Annotated in this window: 14 protein-coding genes and 1 pseudogene; 9 read left to right on the top strand and 6 right to left on the bottom strand. The window is 55.0% G+C overall.

Annotated features, from left to right (window positions below; all coding sequences use genetic code 11):
- The first annotated feature begins 89 nt into the window (after positions 1–89).
- From OHL20_RS23670 to OHL20_RS23660, 3 genes are read left to right on the top strand one after another with little or no spacing between them, the layout of a single operon-like run.
- Complete coding sequence (locus tag OHL20_RS23670) at positions 90–773, top strand: nucleotide-binding protein (protein ID WP_263385784.1); 684 nt, start codon at positions 90–92, stop codon at positions 771–773.
- A complete protein-coding gene (locus tag OHL20_RS23665) occupies positions 770–1,102 on the top strand; it encodes a hypothetical protein (RefSeq protein WP_263385783.1) in 333 nt (110 codons plus the stop codon). The genes OHL20_RS23670 and OHL20_RS23665 overlap by 4 nt, the downstream gene beginning before the upstream one ends.
- A gap of 59 nt (positions 1,103–1,161) precedes the next feature.
- Positions 1,162–2,145 (top strand): hypothetical protein, encoded by a 984-nt coding sequence (locus tag OHL20_RS23660; protein WP_263385782.1) that lies wholly within the window; start codon positions 1,162–1,164, stop codon positions 2,143–2,145.
- Positions 2,146–3,434: 1,289 nt separating this feature from the next.
- Here OHL20_RS23660 and OHL20_RS23655 read toward each other — a convergent pair.
- Complete coding sequence (locus tag OHL20_RS23655; protein WP_263385781.1) at positions 3,435–3,830, bottom strand: hypothetical protein; 396 nt, start codon at positions 3,828–3,830, stop codon at positions 3,435–3,437.
- A 581-nt stretch (positions 3,831–4,411) separates the two neighbouring features.
- On the opposite strand from OHL20_RS23655, the gene OHL20_RS23650 reads away from it, so the two are divergent.
- Positions 4,412–4,714 (top strand): hypothetical protein, encoded by a 303-nt coding sequence (locus OHL20_RS23650; protein WP_263385827.1) that lies wholly within the window; start codon positions 4,412–4,414, stop codon positions 4,712–4,714.
- Between the two features lie 12 nt (positions 4,715–4,726).
- Entirely contained in the window at positions 4,727–5,047 is a 321-nt protein-coding gene (locus OHL20_RS23645) for a VirB3 family type IV secretion system protein (RefSeq protein WP_263385780.1), read from the top strand.
- Positions 5,048–5,213: 166 nt separating this feature from the next.
- Here OHL20_RS23645 and OHL20_RS23640 read toward each other — a convergent pair whose 3' ends face one another.
- Positions 5,214–7,190: a VirB4 family type IV secretion system protein gene (locus OHL20_RS23640; protein ID WP_396272862.1), complete on the bottom strand. Its 1,977-nt coding sequence runs from the start codon at positions 7,188–7,190 to the stop codon at positions 5,214–5,216.
- A gap of 38 nt (positions 7,191–7,228) precedes the next feature.
- On the opposite strand from OHL20_RS23640, the gene OHL20_RS23635 reads away from it, so the two are divergent.
- Genes OHL20_RS23635 through OHL20_RS23625 form a run of 3 tightly spaced genes read left to right on the top strand, consistent with a single transcriptional unit; the run spans position 7,229 to position 8,515 of the window.
- The gene (locus OHL20_RS23635; RefSeq protein ID WP_317891007.1) at positions 7,229–7,720 is read left to right on the top strand and encodes a TrbG/VirB9 family P-type conjugative transfer protein; all 492 of its coding nucleotides are present in this window, start codon (positions 7,229–7,231) and stop codon (positions 7,718–7,720) included.
- A gap of 2 nt (positions 7,721–7,722) precedes the next feature.
- Entirely contained in the window at positions 7,723–7,971 is a 249-nt protein-coding gene (locus OHL20_RS23630) for a hypothetical protein (protein WP_263385779.1), read from the top strand.
- 4 nt (positions 7,972–7,975) lie between these two features.
- On the top strand, positions 7,976–8,515 hold the full coding sequence (locus tag OHL20_RS23625; RefSeq protein WP_263385778.1) for a hypothetical protein: 540 nt from the start codon (positions 7,976–7,978) through the stop codon (positions 8,513–8,515).
- 905 nt (positions 8,516–9,420) lie between these two features.
- On the opposite strand, the gene OHL20_RS23620 is transcribed toward OHL20_RS23625, so the two are convergent.
- A complete protein-coding gene (locus OHL20_RS23620) occupies positions 9,421–10,128 on the bottom strand; it encodes a hypothetical protein (protein ID WP_263385777.1) in 708 nt (235 codons plus the stop codon).
- Positions 10,129–10,564: 436 nt separating this feature from the next.
- On the opposite strand from OHL20_RS23620, the pseudogene OHL20_RS23615 reads away from it, so the two are divergent.
- A pseudogene (locus tag OHL20_RS23615) lies at positions 10,565–11,851 on the top strand (ISNCY family transposase); the annotation flags it as partial.
- Between the two features lie 430 nt (positions 11,852–12,281).
- On the opposite strand, the gene OHL20_RS23610 reads toward OHL20_RS23615, so the two are convergent.
- The 3 genes from OHL20_RS23610 to OHL20_RS23600 all read right to left on the bottom strand — a co-directional run bounded on the left by OHL20_RS23610 (position 12,282) and on the right by OHL20_RS23600 (position 16,009).
- A complete protein-coding gene (locus tag OHL20_RS23610; RefSeq protein WP_263385776.1) occupies positions 12,282–12,668 on the bottom strand; it encodes a response regulator in 387 nt (128 codons plus the stop codon).
- 195 nt (positions 12,669–12,863) lie between these two features.
- Positions 12,864–13,610 (bottom strand): Crp/Fnr family transcriptional regulator, encoded by a 747-nt coding sequence (locus tag OHL20_RS23605; protein ID WP_263385775.1) that lies wholly within the window; start codon positions 13,608–13,610, stop codon positions 12,864–12,866.
- Positions 13,611–14,413: 803 nt separating this feature from the next.
- Positions 14,414–16,009, bottom strand: coding sequence for a two-component system sensor histidine kinase NtrB (locus OHL20_RS23600; protein WP_263385774.1), 1,596 nt, complete (start codon positions 16,007–16,009; stop codon positions 14,414–14,416).
- Positions 16,010–16,086 lie beyond the last annotated feature (77 nt).

Below are 16,086 nucleotides of genomic sequence, written 5' to 3'. Positions count from 1 at the left end.
TTCATGTATACAGTTGAACACTACACAACTCAACACAGGGTGTGTAGCTTTGTACACGTTGGGTACAGTACACGCCCGAGGAGTTCTAAATGCCTGTAGTTGTAGCCGCAAATACTAAAGGTGGCAGCGGCAAGTCCACGAGTTCGTTGATCCTCGGAACAACTTTGGCCAAGATGGGTGCCTCAGTCCGAATCCTTGATGCCGACCCACAACGCACGCTCCTCAGTTGGGCGAGCGGCAAGAGCAAATACAGCGACATCGTTATTTCTCCAAAGCCTGGGCTCGATCTTTCCGATTTGATTGATGAAATTTCTTCGCAGTTTCAGTTCGTGATCATCGACGTACAAGGATCAGCCAATCAGGAACTTGCGGCTGCGATGTCGCGAGCCGATCTAGTCACCATACCCATGCGCGCGAAGACTGCTGATGCTGAAGTAGCAGCCAACGCGATAGGGCTGCTCAATTCACAGCAAAAGCTGTTTCGACGGGCCATACCGCACGGAGTGGTATTTATCGCAACGAATCCCGTCATCACCACGAAAGAAGAGAAGCACATCCGCGAGAGCGTCAAGCAGCTCAAGATTCCTTGCTTCCAGACCTCCCTCCATGAACGCACCGCGTATTCTCATATGTTTCGCTTCAAAGTCGCTATCGACGAATTAAGTAGTCGAGAAACAAATGGTTTGGAAGCAGCACTTGAGAATGCCGACAACTATGCCAACGAAGTCATAGCAACGCTTAGACAAGCACGCGAGGAGGGAAGTGCAGCATGAGTGGCCTGACTAATAGCAATCCGTTGATGAGTTCCGGAGCTTTGGACGACTTTCAGCCTCGCCCTCGGCCCAGCAGCGTTGCAGTCCAACCGGACCTGACGCGCACAGAAAAAGCCACAGTCCGCCAGTCCGCAGAGGCAAGAGGATTTGTCATCGATAACCTCGCGACCGTGGTACGCGCAAAACGAAACAATAGCGGAAAAGCGAGCAAGAGTCATACGCTCAGGCTGTACATACAGGACATTAACCGGTTTCAGACCTGGTGCAACGATAACGATTATTCCCAGGCCCGCGGCTTTGAGATTTTGTTAGACACGATCCTGAAGTAGCTTCAGTACAACTCGCACAACTATAAGTGTGGCGATTCGCCTCAAGAAAGATAATCCGTGTGAGTGATCTCATTCCTGCAAAAAAACCGCGGAACTACGCTAAAGAACGAGAGGCGGCACTTGCGCGGAGTGTAGACCGCGTCGTCGGTCTTCGCGACGACCGCGACACAGGGGCTTTGGGAGACGAGGTCATCAAGATGGCACAAGCCCTAATTCTCTGCACACTTCCTTACCGTCCAACCGCAGAACGCCAAGTGGTGCGTTCTGCTCGTTTAAGCGACGGTTCTACGCTGAGGGTAACCTTCACAGCGGGAATTAACGGTATTGATATGGCGTTCGGTAACGACCGCCACTTGATGGCCTGGTTGTTCGATAAAGCGATTAATTCCGATACGGCTTTTGTGACGATCAAGAGCGCCAGCGACTACCTGCGGGAGACCGGGAAGAGCAGAAACGGCGATCGGGTGAAAGAGTTGGCTGCGAGACTTGCGAGGCTTACTGGGTTGGTCATAGGCATCGAGAGACGATCCTCCGGCAGCACCCAAACGGTCATGCTGCCGATGATAGCTTCGTCGAATTTACCAAGCAATTTGACCCTGCAGCTTGAGGCTGAGAGCGCAGGCCAAAAACACCTTCCAGGTATCGAGAATCCATTCGGAATACAGCTCGAAGAACGCTTTTTCCAAGACATAAAAAAACATCACGTTGCAATCCCAAAGAGGCTCTGGCTTCAACTACAAGGTCAAAAAGGAGGTCCACAATTACAGGATCTACTGACGTTCTTTGTGTATCGCTGCTACTGTGCCCAGAGTGAGACGGTGATTCCTTGGGCTGGCCTCCGAGAGCAGTTTCCCCAGGATGACAGCAATCCGCGTCGTTTCAAACAAACTGTCAAGAAAGCAGTTCAGCAGTTGCGCATCGTGTGGCCCGAGATTCGAATCGATGTGGTCACTGAGGGCGTTTGGGTCGACAGGGCTGTACAACCGCTATTACCCGATGATCCTGCAAAGAAGAGGGTCCGAAGGCTGAGCGCCTTCAACTAGGCAACGTGGACCTTCTGCGTACACCTTCGCTCGTAAATGGGTGAAAATGCTTGTTTTGTGTTTGGCCGTGTCCCGCGGAGCGCTCCATAAACACCAAGAATGATGGCCCCGTAATACTGCTATCGAGTCCGCAGCGCGTATCGCGCATCGTGAAACCTTCCGCGGGGGTGCGAATCACCGCATCGAACTGCTCCTTGTTCTAATCGGAGCCTAACTCTTGCACATTTGGAGACCTTCAGGTACAGATGTGGACCTTCCGCGTACAGATAGCAGACCCTCCGCGTACGCCACAAGTCTCTGATGACGGCGGAAAAAACGGACCTTCCGCGTACAGATGAAGACCCACCGAGCGAACTTGCGGACCTTCCGCGTACGTTGGGAAGAGCTAAAAGAACAATCCGAGGTGGCCGGGAAGGAGATCTGAGCAACGCCGGTGCCACTTTCGGACCTTCCGCGTACGATCCCGTTCTGAACACCCTAAGTTTATCCACAAAAAACCTGTGAAAACCGAAGATTTGCTAGGCCCTTCCGCGTACGGAAATGTGGCCTTTCCGCGTACAGACCGCTGACCTTCCGCGTACTAGATCTAGACCTTCCGCGTATATACACAGGACCCTCCGCGTACGCCTATATAAGGAAGCAAGAGAAACAAGAGTCCTAGAGACTCTAGAGAAAAACATGAGTAGGTCTTCGACCGACGGTGGAAATTTTAAATAGATGCTTCGGGGAAGACGATAAAGCGGCTCGTTACTATTCCTGGGAGGCCAGCAAAGGCACCTCTCATGCCCGTAGAGCCGGTCGTGCAGCCAAGATGAGGATAGTTGCTCTCCAGCGATCCAGGAACATGCGGACGTCCAGCTGGAGCAGCAGTCAGGAGCAAGTTTTCGCGACAGGTAGCGCGACCGAACCAGACACAAAAAAGCCAGCGTACGCGGAAGGTCCGCTTTCGCGGAATTCCGCCAACATCGCACCGCGCGAACAACGATGACACAAGGTTATATCCAGATCGCAGATGCACATGTCTTGGCGTTCCGAACGCCAGACGTGCTGTGGAGTCAGCTAGCCTCGTTCGGGAGACCCGAATTGCCGCAAATAGGGCGTCCTTGGCCACAGCATCGAGTGCTGTACAAGACTCTTGTGTCCGACACAATGGAGAATGGGAATTCCAAAGAAGATCGCTGCCATCTCGCTCATGGCTTTGCCGCGACTATAGGCTACTTGGGTTAGGCGAAGCCGTCCCGGACGTCGCCTGAAGGCTGCAAAACGGTTCTGCCTTGGAGCGCAAGAATTTACTTCGCGGGTTTACGCTGCGGCAGTAGATTGCTGGCAGGCGCGGATCGTGTCTTTGCGCTCGGAGGCGTCTTTCGAAGGACGCTAGAACCTTTGACTACAGACCGGTATGCCCTCGTTTTAGTAGCGGGCTCTTCGGGGGGAATCTGCTTAGCTTCGAGTATTTGCATCTGCTCTGCATCAGGCGTCAGCAGATTTAGTCTCGCAGCACGGCGCTTCTCAATCTCTTCAACGTTGAGTGCTGGCCATTGGCCCAGGCCGTCGAAAAGTTCATTCAACGGAACCTCAAGCGTTAGAGCTATCTTCAGCAACGATTGCAGATTCAGGCTGCCGCCCGCCTCATACTTTCGCCACTGCGCGTCGTAGTAGCCGGACGTAATCATGATGTGCCGCATGTCAAAATTCTTGCCTTTGCGGATTGTCCTGATACGAGCGCCCAACGCTTTCAAAAACGCTCTGAACTCTTCATCTTCTAGCACTAGCGGCGGCCTTCACTTTCCTTAGATCTGTGGTCGATACCGGCCCAACCCGTCCAGAAAATTACGCACGACTCCGCTACACGGATTTTGGCACAACTCATATATAGCAGTTGTTTCGTTCCGTGAAAGGAATAGGTAATCTTTTCGACGTGGCGACCCGTGTACCTAACTGGCACGGATAAGGTGTGTTGGCAGTCTCCTTGACGCGAATAGTACCTCGCTCGTTGAATTGATTGCAACATAAAAAATCCACTTGACATGTTACGAACTTATTCGTTACAAACATTACACACCATGACGTTCGGCGCACGAACAGTGGCGCTGGTTCCCAAAAACGATAAACAAAAGGGCTGCAATCCCGCGCGAAAACGTGTGCGCGGCTCCATGCCTAAACGAACCTCCACCCAATTACCTGTTAGGAGACCGCCTTGAGTCAGTCCCGCTTTAACCGCCTTCGCAACCTCACTATCACCCGTCAGCAGGCCAAGCAAAAGGCCGTGCTGTTCGCTCGCAGCACCGCTCCCATCGTGTTCGCCCTAGGTGTATCCGGCGTAGCCCATGCGCAAGGAACGATGGACTTCAGCGCCGCGAAGACCCTGATGCAGTCCTTCCAGACGTTCGCAGTCTACGCAGGCGCTGTCATCTGTTTCGGGTCCCTTATCTTCGCCGGTATACGCCTCATGGGTGGCCGTTTCCAGGATGCAATCCCCGGCCTGTTCGGTGCTCTGTTCGGCGCTGGCGTACTCGGCTGGGGTGCGGGCTGGATTTCGTCTCTCACCGGCCAGTCGGTCAACCAGTAAGGAACCCAGACCATGACCAAACGAGGCGAAGCGTTACCCATTAACCAGGCGATGAACCGTTCCAGAACCAAGCTCGGATTGGAGCTGTCGGCATGGATGGCTATCGTGTTCGTCTCGGTCTCGGTTTTCCTCGTTGGCTTCCGCATGCTTGCCGTCATCAGCTTGCCGTGGTCCGATACGATATGCACGTCGGTTGTGCTGTTCGCCACCTTGGGCTTGATGGAGATGAACCGGCTAGCGACGTGCCCGCCGTCGAATACCCAGCTCGACGTATCGCCTCCGAACACCGTCGCAACCTTCTCTTCGGCTGGCAACAAAATCAGGGTGGATTGAAGTAAGCCGGTGCGGATGACGGGGGGCGCCTCGGTCTCTGCAATGACGATGCTCCGGGGCGCATTGGCCTGGATGCGAGGCTTGGTCGTGACGGTCTGACTCAGGGCCGGAACCGCAGCGGAACCGGTGAGCAGGAGCGCGGTCAGGATGTTCTTGGAAGTCTTCATTACGCCTGTTCTCCATTCGCGAAGCGCTCGATGCCTTCGGTGAGGCCATACTTCTCGACCAGCTTCGACCGGCGAACGCGGTCCTTCGGGCGGGTCGAAAACTTGGCGTAGCTGCGGTTGTCAAGATTCAGGGTCACCACCTTGGTGAGCCCGTCGCGGCGCACGTACAGCGCTTCCCTCTCCCGCAGCGACTCGAATAGATCGAGCTGCTGGGTCGTGAGTTTGAATAGCTCGCCGTAGAACTTCCGGTTGAAGGTGGCATCGGGCAGAAACAGGAACGACGTGCAGGAGTTCACGATGCTGTCCGCATTCGCGCCCAGGTCGTTCGCACTCTGACCGATGAGTGTGACACCGCCCAGGTTCTTGCGGACGGTCTTGATGGAAGCGAGAGCAGCGTCGAGAAGCTGCGAGTTCTTCATGGCCGAGAACAATTCTTCAATCATGATGTGCTTGGGAACGCCGAGGTTCTTGGGGTCGTACAGGACCTCATTGATCCGGCGCAGCAGCCAGACCATCAACGGCTCTACAAGGTCCGCGTGTTGGCCGGTGATGCCCTGGAAGTCGAAGCATTGCAGGCGTCCCAGCGATAGGCTGTCTTCCACGTTGTCAAACACCGCGTTGTAAAGTCCGCTACCAATCCACTTGGAGAGGTAGCGCTGCAAGTGCTTCGGCAACAGGATCGCGGACAGCCTGCGCAGGTGCCGGTCCAGGTGATACACGCCTTTGACCGCACCGAACACCGTATCCTCGTCTTCCGGCGTTAGCACAGCACCGCCGTTGGTGAGCAGAAGCTTCACGAACGAATGCAGGAATTGCAGGTTGTCCTCATTCGGTTCCAGCGCGAATGGATTAACGCGCGGACCGTCCTTCCCAACCTTGTCGATTCGGCCTCCGTACAGCTCGACCACAGATTCATAGCTGTTGCCGATATCGAAGATGTAGGTAAAGCCGCCGTACTTCTGCTCGAAAGCAATCAGGTTATTGCCGTGTATCGACTTGCCCGATCCGGTTGGCCCCAGAATCAGCATGACGCGCACACCGTTCACATACACGTCTTGGAAGAAGGGCGTCCGGGTGCGGGTCTCGAAGACATTCAGGTACTCGGAATCGAGGTCTTCGGAGACCGGGTGGCCGATGTGCGGCGCGAACGCGAGGGACATCCTGGCGTGATGATCTTCCCCCAGCCAGAGCGGAAAGACGTTGAAGCGCTGGTTGCCGGGAAACATGGTGTAGAACGACGACAGATTCCCTAAAGTCTCCTCCATGACCTGGCACCGGGCTTCGACAAAGACGCAATGGACGGCGGGAATCGCATCGTGCAGCTCGGCCTTGCTCCTCGCTGCCAGCAGCAGACGCATGGTGTATTCACCCTGCGCCGTTCTGTCGAGCGAATTGATAACCTCGCTCAGCTCCTCCACATTTGTTTGCGCGGCCTTGGCCCCGGCTCCGGTTTCAAGTGAAGCGGTGTCCTTGCCGCTCATCACGCGATTCAGAATGCCGACCTTGAAGAAGCTAATGAACTTCTCCTGGTTCTCAATCTCCTTCCGCGCCGCCGCTCCAGACTTTGGCCGCCAGCTCGTGCAAAGCACGCTGTCGCAGTCGAGTGTCATGAGGCCGGAGAACTGGCAGGGCCGGGACGTGTCCGGCGTGTTCATGAGGGAGAACATCTGCACGTAGCGCTTTCCTACCTGCAAGTGGTCGTTATGCCAGCTCACCGGGCTCTTGACGATCTGCCGATCCACCCCGGTGTTGCTGCCCAGCCGGTCAGAGTCAGCCCATGGCTCCAGGTTGTAAAGGTAGGAAAAGAACGCGAACGCCTCGGCTTTGGGTAAAAGCCGAATGCCCAGCACCGTGCGCAGATGCTCCTCAAGGATGGTTGCAGCCTTTTCCAGGTTGCGTAGCATCCGAGCGTTCTCCCCGGCGTTCTCATGCGGCTTCTTTTTGAGCGCCGCCGTCTTCGGAGGTTCAACAGTCAAACACCAATACAGGTCGATGCGGCGGAAATGAGTACACGCTGCAGCTCCGCGAGGTCTCTGCTGACGCAGATCCTCACTACGACTCCAAGGTATTCATCTCGCCGGGCGATCAGGCCGGGAAGGAAAAGCTGGTGACCCTACCCGTGTTCGTGCCTGCCGCCGAGCTGGACAAAGCGAAGCGCGAGGCAGCCGAGGCGGAGGCAAAGGAGGCGACGGAGCGGAAGCAGGCAGAGGCGAAGGCCGAGAGCTATCGCAGCCAGTATCCCGGCCAGCTCCACTTTGATTACGCATGGGACCGCAAGAAGGCCGACGGGTTGGGACTTCAGGAAGTCTGGCGCGATGACAAGTTCACCTATCTGCGGGGCAAGTTCCAGGAAACACCGGTCCTCTACGAACTGAAAGACGGGAAGGGAAGCCTCATCAACTGGAGCTACAACGACGGCCTCTACACCGTGGACAAGACCATGCTGCAGGGCTACCTCACCATTGGCAAGCAGCGGGTTGATTTCAAGCGGCAGGGGGTGAACTAGCCATGGCCGATGAGCATAACGATCTTTCCACGCCCGACCACAACCCGACCGTTCCGGGCCAGCCGCAGGCCACCGCACCGCTCAAAACTTCGAAGCCCCTCGTCATTGGAGCGTGTGTCGTCGTCGGCATCATCGGGATTGCCAATGTCGGCAATCTCGCCAGCGGTCACGCCAAGAACCAACCTGCAAAAAGCACCCTGCCGAGCAAGCCCGAAGCATGGCCTGCTTCCCAAGACCGAGGCTACCGTTGAAGCGGTGGATTCCCGCCGTAACCTCATCGTCGTCAGGACCGGCCAGGATGACCTTGTGACCTACAGCCCCTCACGGCTGAAGACAGCGACAAACGATTCCAGGGTCTACCGACCGGAGCTGCAGCCCATCGTTCAGGGCGAACGCATTCGCATTGCCCGGAATGACAAGGAGCTGAACGTCCGGGCTGGAGACTTCGCAACTGTCACTAAAACCCACGACAAGGGCAGTCTGAGGGTCCGGCTGGACAGCGGCAAAGAGATAGAGTTATCGGCAAAGCAGGCCCGGCACGTCGAGCATGGCTATGCCGTCGAAAGCGGCCGCCGCGTTTTTGCTGAGCGGTTCATCATAACTGGTGACACGGCAGAAGCCAGGACCCTGAAGAGCATTCCTGCAAACGCCCGGGACGTTTCCATTCACACGACAGCCCCGGCAGTTCAGCAACAGAGGGCAGCCGAAAGGGCGAAGACGCCCCAGCAGGAACAGGGTCAGAAGCCCCCGCAACGAGAGATTCAGCGTGGCTACGGTATCGGTCTCAGCTTATAAGCGTATTGCTGTAATTACATACATACACCCGTCGCCGCAGCGGTGCGTAATGTGGGAGACGCCGGCAGCATCGGCGTCTTCCAACGGACCTGTGTAAAGGGTGGAGACAGTTTCTCCGTTCCACGCCTTGCAGAGGCCGGTCATTTCCACGGCTGGCCGTAAATCTCTATGCGGACGGTCTTCGGCCACGTAGCGACCGCAACCAGCGTCGAGGGTTTGAGGGCAGGCTATCTTTGAAGGGGGGTTCTATGCCGTTAGGAAAGCGCTGGCTAGGCTGCATGCTCATTGGAATCGGACTTATGTTGTTTGGGGTCTCTCGGCAACACTGGCAAGAATGGTCAGGCCTCGCAATCCTTGCCGCTGGGATCGTTTTTGCTCCTTCCCAAGTCGATCACCGGCAGTCCCGTCCCGTAACGCAGAGATCGACACTGCGAGGGTCAATCTACTTCCCACAATTCGACTTGTCGTTACTAACCTGTGGCATGCTCTAGGAATGGATCTCCGCAGATGGAAGTTGTTTTCCGACCGTACGTTCGCCGTAGGCTCTCTTCTGTCGTTTGTGACCATGCTTCATGCTGCTTCGGCCACAGGCGGATCGTGGCGGCATGGCTTCTGGTTCCTGGTATTTTCCGCCGCATTGATATCGACGGTCGGTGGTCTGATCGGGCGCTTCATTCTGGCGCGCGTACAGACTCGTGAGCTGATTTCCTAAAGGATCGGTTCTCGCGACGTAAGCACCTGATGAGACTAGTCCTGCTAAACGCCGCTCACGTCAGTCAGCGAGCCGAGCCAGCTCAAGCGACGCTGGAAGCGGTCAACTTCCGCCTGTGCGACTTAGCGGTACTAGCCGTGGTTGCCGAAAACGGCGTCTCTTGCGAGCACCGAACAAACGAGTCGCAGAAGAGCTATTTCGTCTCTGCTAGCACCTTTTTGAAGCTCGGCGCTGGCTTCTCATCAAACGCCGTCAAACACATTCGTGACTGAAACCAAAGGTACCCCGGCGTTGGCCCAAGCTCCTGATAGTGATCATTGAAGAACGGCTCTACGCTCGCGCTCTTGGGTACCGGGTTCGGAAAATTGTGCAGGATTGACTCAAACACTGGTCGCTGATGCGCAATAACTTCAGGATCGTGTTCGTTCCAGTACGCTGCCGCAATTCGGTCCGCGCCAAACTCAATCGCGTACGGCCTGGCCGTCTTCTCGGTAATCCCACGGCACGCTTGGAACCAATGTCCCAGCTCATGCACGATCACCCAGTGATGCACCCCATCCTCAAACTCCTTCTTCGCGCTGGCCTCCGTCGCATTCGGCCCCATGAAGTGGTAGAACATCTGACTCTCTTCTGGCTTTAGCAAGCTCCACGCGGAGGTTCGCAAGGTGTTCGTCTCGGGATCGTAGCTTCCAAACGAAGGTACGTCCTCCACCAACACTGGCGGTGATGCAATGGGGCAGGTAAATCCGGCATTGTTTACCGACTGCACAAACGCATCACGTAACGCGGTCATCCTGACGCGCGTCTCCTCTACATCCGCCGCTCGCTTTGCAGTCTGCGTCCACCCGTTCAGGCACACGAAAACAAATAAGACTCCTGCCACAGTCTGCTTTATTTCCATCAATCCTCCGCGAGCTACCGATGGTCTCATCTTACATAGACAGGCGCTTCCGTAAGTCGCGCGTTTTTGCAAGTTCAAGGCGGGATAGGAGTTCTGAATCAGCAGGTTCCGAAAGTGACGCATCAACAGTACTGATAAACGCCGCTCACGCCAGTTGCCCGTTCTGTCCTAATTGGATAGCGTACGATTTTTGACGTTTGGTGTAGGGACCCCTTAGAGATCGAACAGCTCAGGAGTTTGTATGAAGCTGACGGTTCAAACATGCTCCCACCTAACACTTGACGATAAGATATAAAATGTTTATAATCAACTACTTACGTCCGATAACTCTATTTATGTATAGTGAGGCTATTAGCGCCGGATAGAAATGTCCTACTCTCGCCCGATAGAAATGTCCCAAGTACTCTCCTAGGTCTGGCCTGGGAGACGGATGTTTATGGGATGGGTGCTGATGAGCGAACGGGACGTACGGCGCATCGAGGTTCTGACTGAAGTGCTTTCTGGCCGGCGGACCATAGCTTCAGCCGCAGTCGTGCTGGCGATCACCGCTCGCCAAGTCAACCGGCTGTTGATCCGGTTTCGTGAGGACGGCGGCGGCGGGCTGATCCACAAGGGTCGAGGTCAGTCCTCGAACCACAGCATGAGCGCTGGCGTTCGTGAGTACGTGCTCGATCTCGTCAAGTCGAAGTACGCTGACTTCGGACCGACACTGGCGACTGAAGTTCTGCTCGCGAAGCATGACATCCAGGTTGGCCGCGAGACGCTGCGCTCGTGGATGTTGGAGGAAGGTCTCTGGCAGTCCCGCAAGCAGCGCAGAAGCTGCCATCAGCCCCGCCTGCGACGCGAGAGCTATGGCGAGCTGATCCAGATCGACGGCAGCGACCACAGGTGGTTCGAGCAGCGTGGCGAGCCCTGCACCTTATTGGTTTTCATCGACGACGCCACGAGTAAGCTGATGCAACTCCGCTTCGTTCCCAGCGAGAGCACAGACTCCTACTTCGCCGCGCTCAAGGGATATGTGAACGAGCATGGCTGTCCTGTCGCATTTTACTCCGACAAGCACACTGTCTTCCGCGTCAACAAGCCGGATGCGAAGGGCGGCTCAGGGATGACGCAGTTCGGGCGCGCTCTGGCGGAGCTGAACATCGAGATCCTTTGTGCGAACTCAAGCCAGGCGAAGGGACGTGTGGAACGAGCCAACCGGACGCTCCAGGATCGTCTTGTGAAGGAACTTCGGCTTGAGAACGTCTGCGACATGGACGCTGGCAACGCCTTTCTGCCCGAGTTCATGAAGCACTATAACGAGAGGTTTTCACTGTCCGCGGTGAAGGCTGAGGATCTGCATCGCAGGCTGAACGTGCAGGCTCCTCGCCTGGCCGACATCCTGTGCCATCGTGAGCAACGCCATGTAGGCCAGCAGCTCAGCCTGGCCTACGATCGCAGACAGATCATCCTCGAGCGAAGCGCTCTAGCGGATGGCTTGGCAGGTCAGTACGTTGAGATCTACGACTTCGCAGATCGGCCGCTTGAGGTGCGATGGAAGGGTCAACTGCTTCCCTATCGCATCTTCAGCAAAGACCAACGTGTCAGTCACACAGCGATCGTCGAGAACAAGAGGTTGCGACATGCACTCGCTACGGTGAAGGCGCAGCAGGATATCAAGCGCTTGCCCGAGATCCTGACCAACAGTGACAAGAACGGATACAAGAAACGACCGCGCCAGGTTTATGGACCAGACTACAAAGAAAAACTCGCGGGCGCGCCCACGGTGGAAATGACGGCCTGATGGAAAGCGAGGAAAACGATAAAGCCGTTTCCCTCTCTTCCTACAGTCCTTGGAAATCGCAAGTGCAGCGATTTCACACATTCCCACCGCATCGACTACGACGAGTTATGAGAAGGACCTATACTGACATTTCTATCCGGCGCCCAACGAGACATTCCTATCGGGCGCCAACAGAGGCCGATGGTTTCAGAAGTACAAGATGCTCAGCGTTGTTATTAGGAGCTCTCTCCTTATTTACCCGCTTTACGGTGGGGTCGAAACCATCAGCGCAAGCCAAGTACTCATCTCCTAATGCGCTCGGCCAACGCGTTTTCCTGCTACTAAGACTCGGACGGTGCAATTCTTTGACGTTTGGTGTAGGCGTCCCCTAGACGCATACGGGTTCTTGCCTTCGAATCTCTTTCAGAAGATCGCTTGGGTGAACCGGTTTCGAGAGCAAATGAAAGTCATGGCCTTGTTCCCGAGCCGTTTGGAGCAGATCCGCTGTTCCTGCTTGCCCTGAAAAGAGGAGAATCTGGCACAGTGGCCACAGTGCTTTGATTTGAACGGCCAACTCGACACCGGACAATTCGGGCATCATGACGTCGGAGATGAGTAGGTCAGGCGCATTACATCGGGCCGCATCGAGCGCTTCCAAGGGATTGAAGAAGCATTGGGCCGAAAAGCCACTTCTTTCGAGAATCGTAGCCAAAGTCGTCGCAATCAGTTGTTCATCATCGACCACGAAGATGCGTTTCCGTCTTGGATCTGCCATGAACTCTCCATTCGTTGTGGTCCCTCTGTGTGGAAGACACAGGGCTTACAAACGAATGAACGGTCCACATTTATTTGTGTATCGTGGGCAACTCACAGCTTGTCGAAACAATCAGACAGTAGCTAACTATATAGCCTAGTGTTTCGACGGAGTGTCGTCTGCCAAACATACCGAGCTTATCTCGACCTCATCCCATTAGTTAAATAGGGATAAATCGGTACCCATCGGACTGCAGGCGGTTCCGGCGTCATACTCCGCAAGATTTGCCAGATGATCCCGCACCGCCCCATAACACTCGCAAGCCTGATCTTCCAGCCCCTGAATATCCAGGAGATGGATTTTGCCACGGGTGTACTCAATCAGCCCCTGCGCTCTAAGGAGCCCTGCTGCCACCGTAACCGTAGCTCTACTGGCACCCAGCATGTCGGCGAGACAAGCATGCGAGAGTGGTAGATTTCGGCCCCTGTTTCGATCCGCACAGAGGAGTAGCCAACGCGCGAGACGCTGGTCAAGCGGATGGCGTGCGTTACATCCAGCAGTCTGCGCTGTCTGGACAAATTGAGCTTGCAGGTATCGCAGTGTGAGGTCTTGAAACATCTGACACCGTTTGAACTCTAAGGCTGCCACCGCCGTGCGCACAGAGAATCCATGGCCCGCTACCCTCATGGAGACACGGTTCAAGCTGAGCTTGGTGCCCATCAGAACGGATGCCCCTAGAACTGCCTCCGCGCCTGCCAGGGCGACTTCGACTTGACCACCTTCGCGGAATGTTGTCGTCAGCGAAGCCATGCCCTCTTCCAAAAAGAAGAGGTGATCGATGCGGTTCCCAGGGTACTCAATCTCGCGATTGAGAGGGAGATCGATGGGCCGAAGATCGAGTCTTGCGATCAGTGGAGCATCGAACTTGCTTAGTAAAAGATTCTTAAAAGGTGCATACGTCATGGGTCCCGCGTTCTGCGGAACATGAATCGTCCGCCCTGAGCACCAAAGACGGCGTGGAATGAAAGCATCCCGTTTGTCTGGCTTAATCTAGTCAAATACTACGCTTTTTAGTCTGCCAGGCGACAAAGGTCCACAGAGGTGGTGTCTGATCTTCAACACTCTGTCCTGCACATGACTGTAAAAACGGCGGTTTTCAGATATGTATAAAGCATGGAATCCCTCCTCACTCCGCATGTCATTGAAGCGCAGAGGCTGAGAAGCGGCGTAATCATCACGTTCGACGATGGCAAGTGCGCAGTTTATTCAGACTCCCTTCTGTACGCCACCTTCTCTCAAGCAGAAGAAGTCCAACCCGATTTGGAAGAATGCCACTGCCAAGAATCGGACTAGCTGAGAGGATCTAGGCTTTTCCGCAACTCACAAACTCTGGGAAGAAAAGCGTAAGCCTTGAATCGTCGCCGAGTCAATAAACCTCGTTCACTCGATGAGAACTTCGATGGCTGGGTCTTCGACAATCAGTGTCATAGGATTACGTTTCGATTCACTAATGCTTTGAGTACCCCTGACGACTGAGAGACGGAATATGGCGAACTACTTCTGAAGTGCCAGACCGACTACCACGAGGAACGGACCGGTTGTCCATCTGTCCTTGATAAATCACATTGCAGTGCTGGTCGCTCTTCCGCGAGACAGACCCAGCACCTGTCGTTCACACTGTGAAGTCTTGTCCTAACAGCATGAAAATGCAGCTACTTTATCGATTGCTCGTACTGTGTCGCTCTAGTGACCGAGACTTTTACGGTTTAGCTGACCATCGTCTGATAAGGCAAGAACAGCGCGAAAGCTGTACCGCTTGATCCTGGCGTCGTACGGCTCCGCACTAGTATTTGGCCATGATGCCGGTCTACGATTTCCTTGCTGACCCAGAGCCCCAAGCCCGTCCCCGCGACTCCCTTGGTTGAGTAAAACGCTTTGAAGATCTTTCGCGTGCTTTCAGGGCTGATTCCAGTTCCAGTATCGGCAATAGTGATGACAATGCCCTTTGCGCCAGATCGCCATTGTGTCGCTTCTCGCGTGCGGACGAGCAGCCTCCCACCATTTGCAGACATTGCATCAATTGCATTGCGGACAAGGTTGCTCATGACCTGCCGGATCTCGCTTTCGAGACAAACGATGGAGTCGGACATGCTGTCTCTACGGGTAACAACGATGCCGCGTTGTGCGAACTTGCCTTCGTAAAGATCGACCACAGATGAGATGAGATCGACTGGACGAACTGCAGTGGCATTTGTTGATTGTCGATAGAAACTAAGCGATCGGGCCGTGATATGCGCGACCGCCTGAAGCTCTTTCTCTGCGGTGCCGAGATAGCCTTCAGCCTCGGGGTCGCACTTCCCGCGCATGAGATAGAGCAGGTTCGTAATTGCTTCGAGAGGGTTGTTGATCTCATGTGCGATTGACGCTGCGAGCCGCCCAGCACCGGCCAGCTTCTCACTTTCCCTCAACGCTTCCTCAAAAACGATGCGGCTTGTGACGTCATTTTGAATACTTACAAAATGGGTCACTTCACCGGCGACGTTCTTGATGGGTGACAGAGAAAGCTCATTCCAGAACTCCGAACCATCTTTCCGCCAATTTCTCACAATAGCCAGCGTCTCGCGCTTTTCTTTAATTGCATCGCGGAGCAGCGTTAAGCCAGGTTGATCTTTAGAATGACTTTGCAGAAACCTGCAGTTCTTTCCTACAGCTTCCTCAAGACTGTAGCCAGTTGCCACCTCGAAAGCCGGGTTTACGTAAACAACTGGATAGTCTGGCTCCGTAGCACTCGCAACAACGATGCCGCTCGTTACAGATCGGAAAATCCGTCGATTCAGCTGCAGTTCTTCCAAAGCTGATTCAAAACGGTGCATGTAAGCGCGGTGAGCATAGAGGATGACGCTGAGATGGGCGAGCACCATGGCGGGCTGCTGCGGCAACGCCAGCAAGCCGTCAAACGGGCGTTCGTGATCCCGATCCGGAAGAATGGGAACGTTGTTGTTGGTGACTGCAACGGCAGCCACGACTGCTGGCCGGATGTCTTCTCGTGGACCTTCTGGAAGCCCCAATGCTTGCAGAAACCGCAAGGCACGGGATTCGTCGGCGACTAGCAGTTCCACCCCAACAATACGTTCGGGCTGGACTAAATCCGCTTCTTCGAGAAAAAGAGGCACAAGCCCCAGTTGAGCAGCCACACCTTCGACCAGGCGACGGTTGATCGGGTTTGCGATGCTGATACCAATCTGGGTTCTCGAAAAAGCTGCTTCCGAGAGACCACTATCAACGAAGGGTTCTGGCAATTTCTGAGGCAAAAAACGAACCCTCCTGGGTCGTGAGATGCCTTTAACAACCTTTCCAGCCACCTCTAGCCTGAAGTCAAGCGCAATGGCCCGCTACTCACAGATTCTCACGATCTCCTCTGTCGCCGATGTTTTTTACA

This window comes from Granulicella arctica, from assembly GCF_025685605.1.
In the GTDB taxonomy this organism is placed as follows: Bacteria; Acidobacteriota; Terriglobia; order Terriglobales; family Acidobacteriaceae; genus Edaphobacter; species Edaphobacter arcticus.
This window is presented reverse-complemented; position numbering and strand designations above follow the sequence as displayed.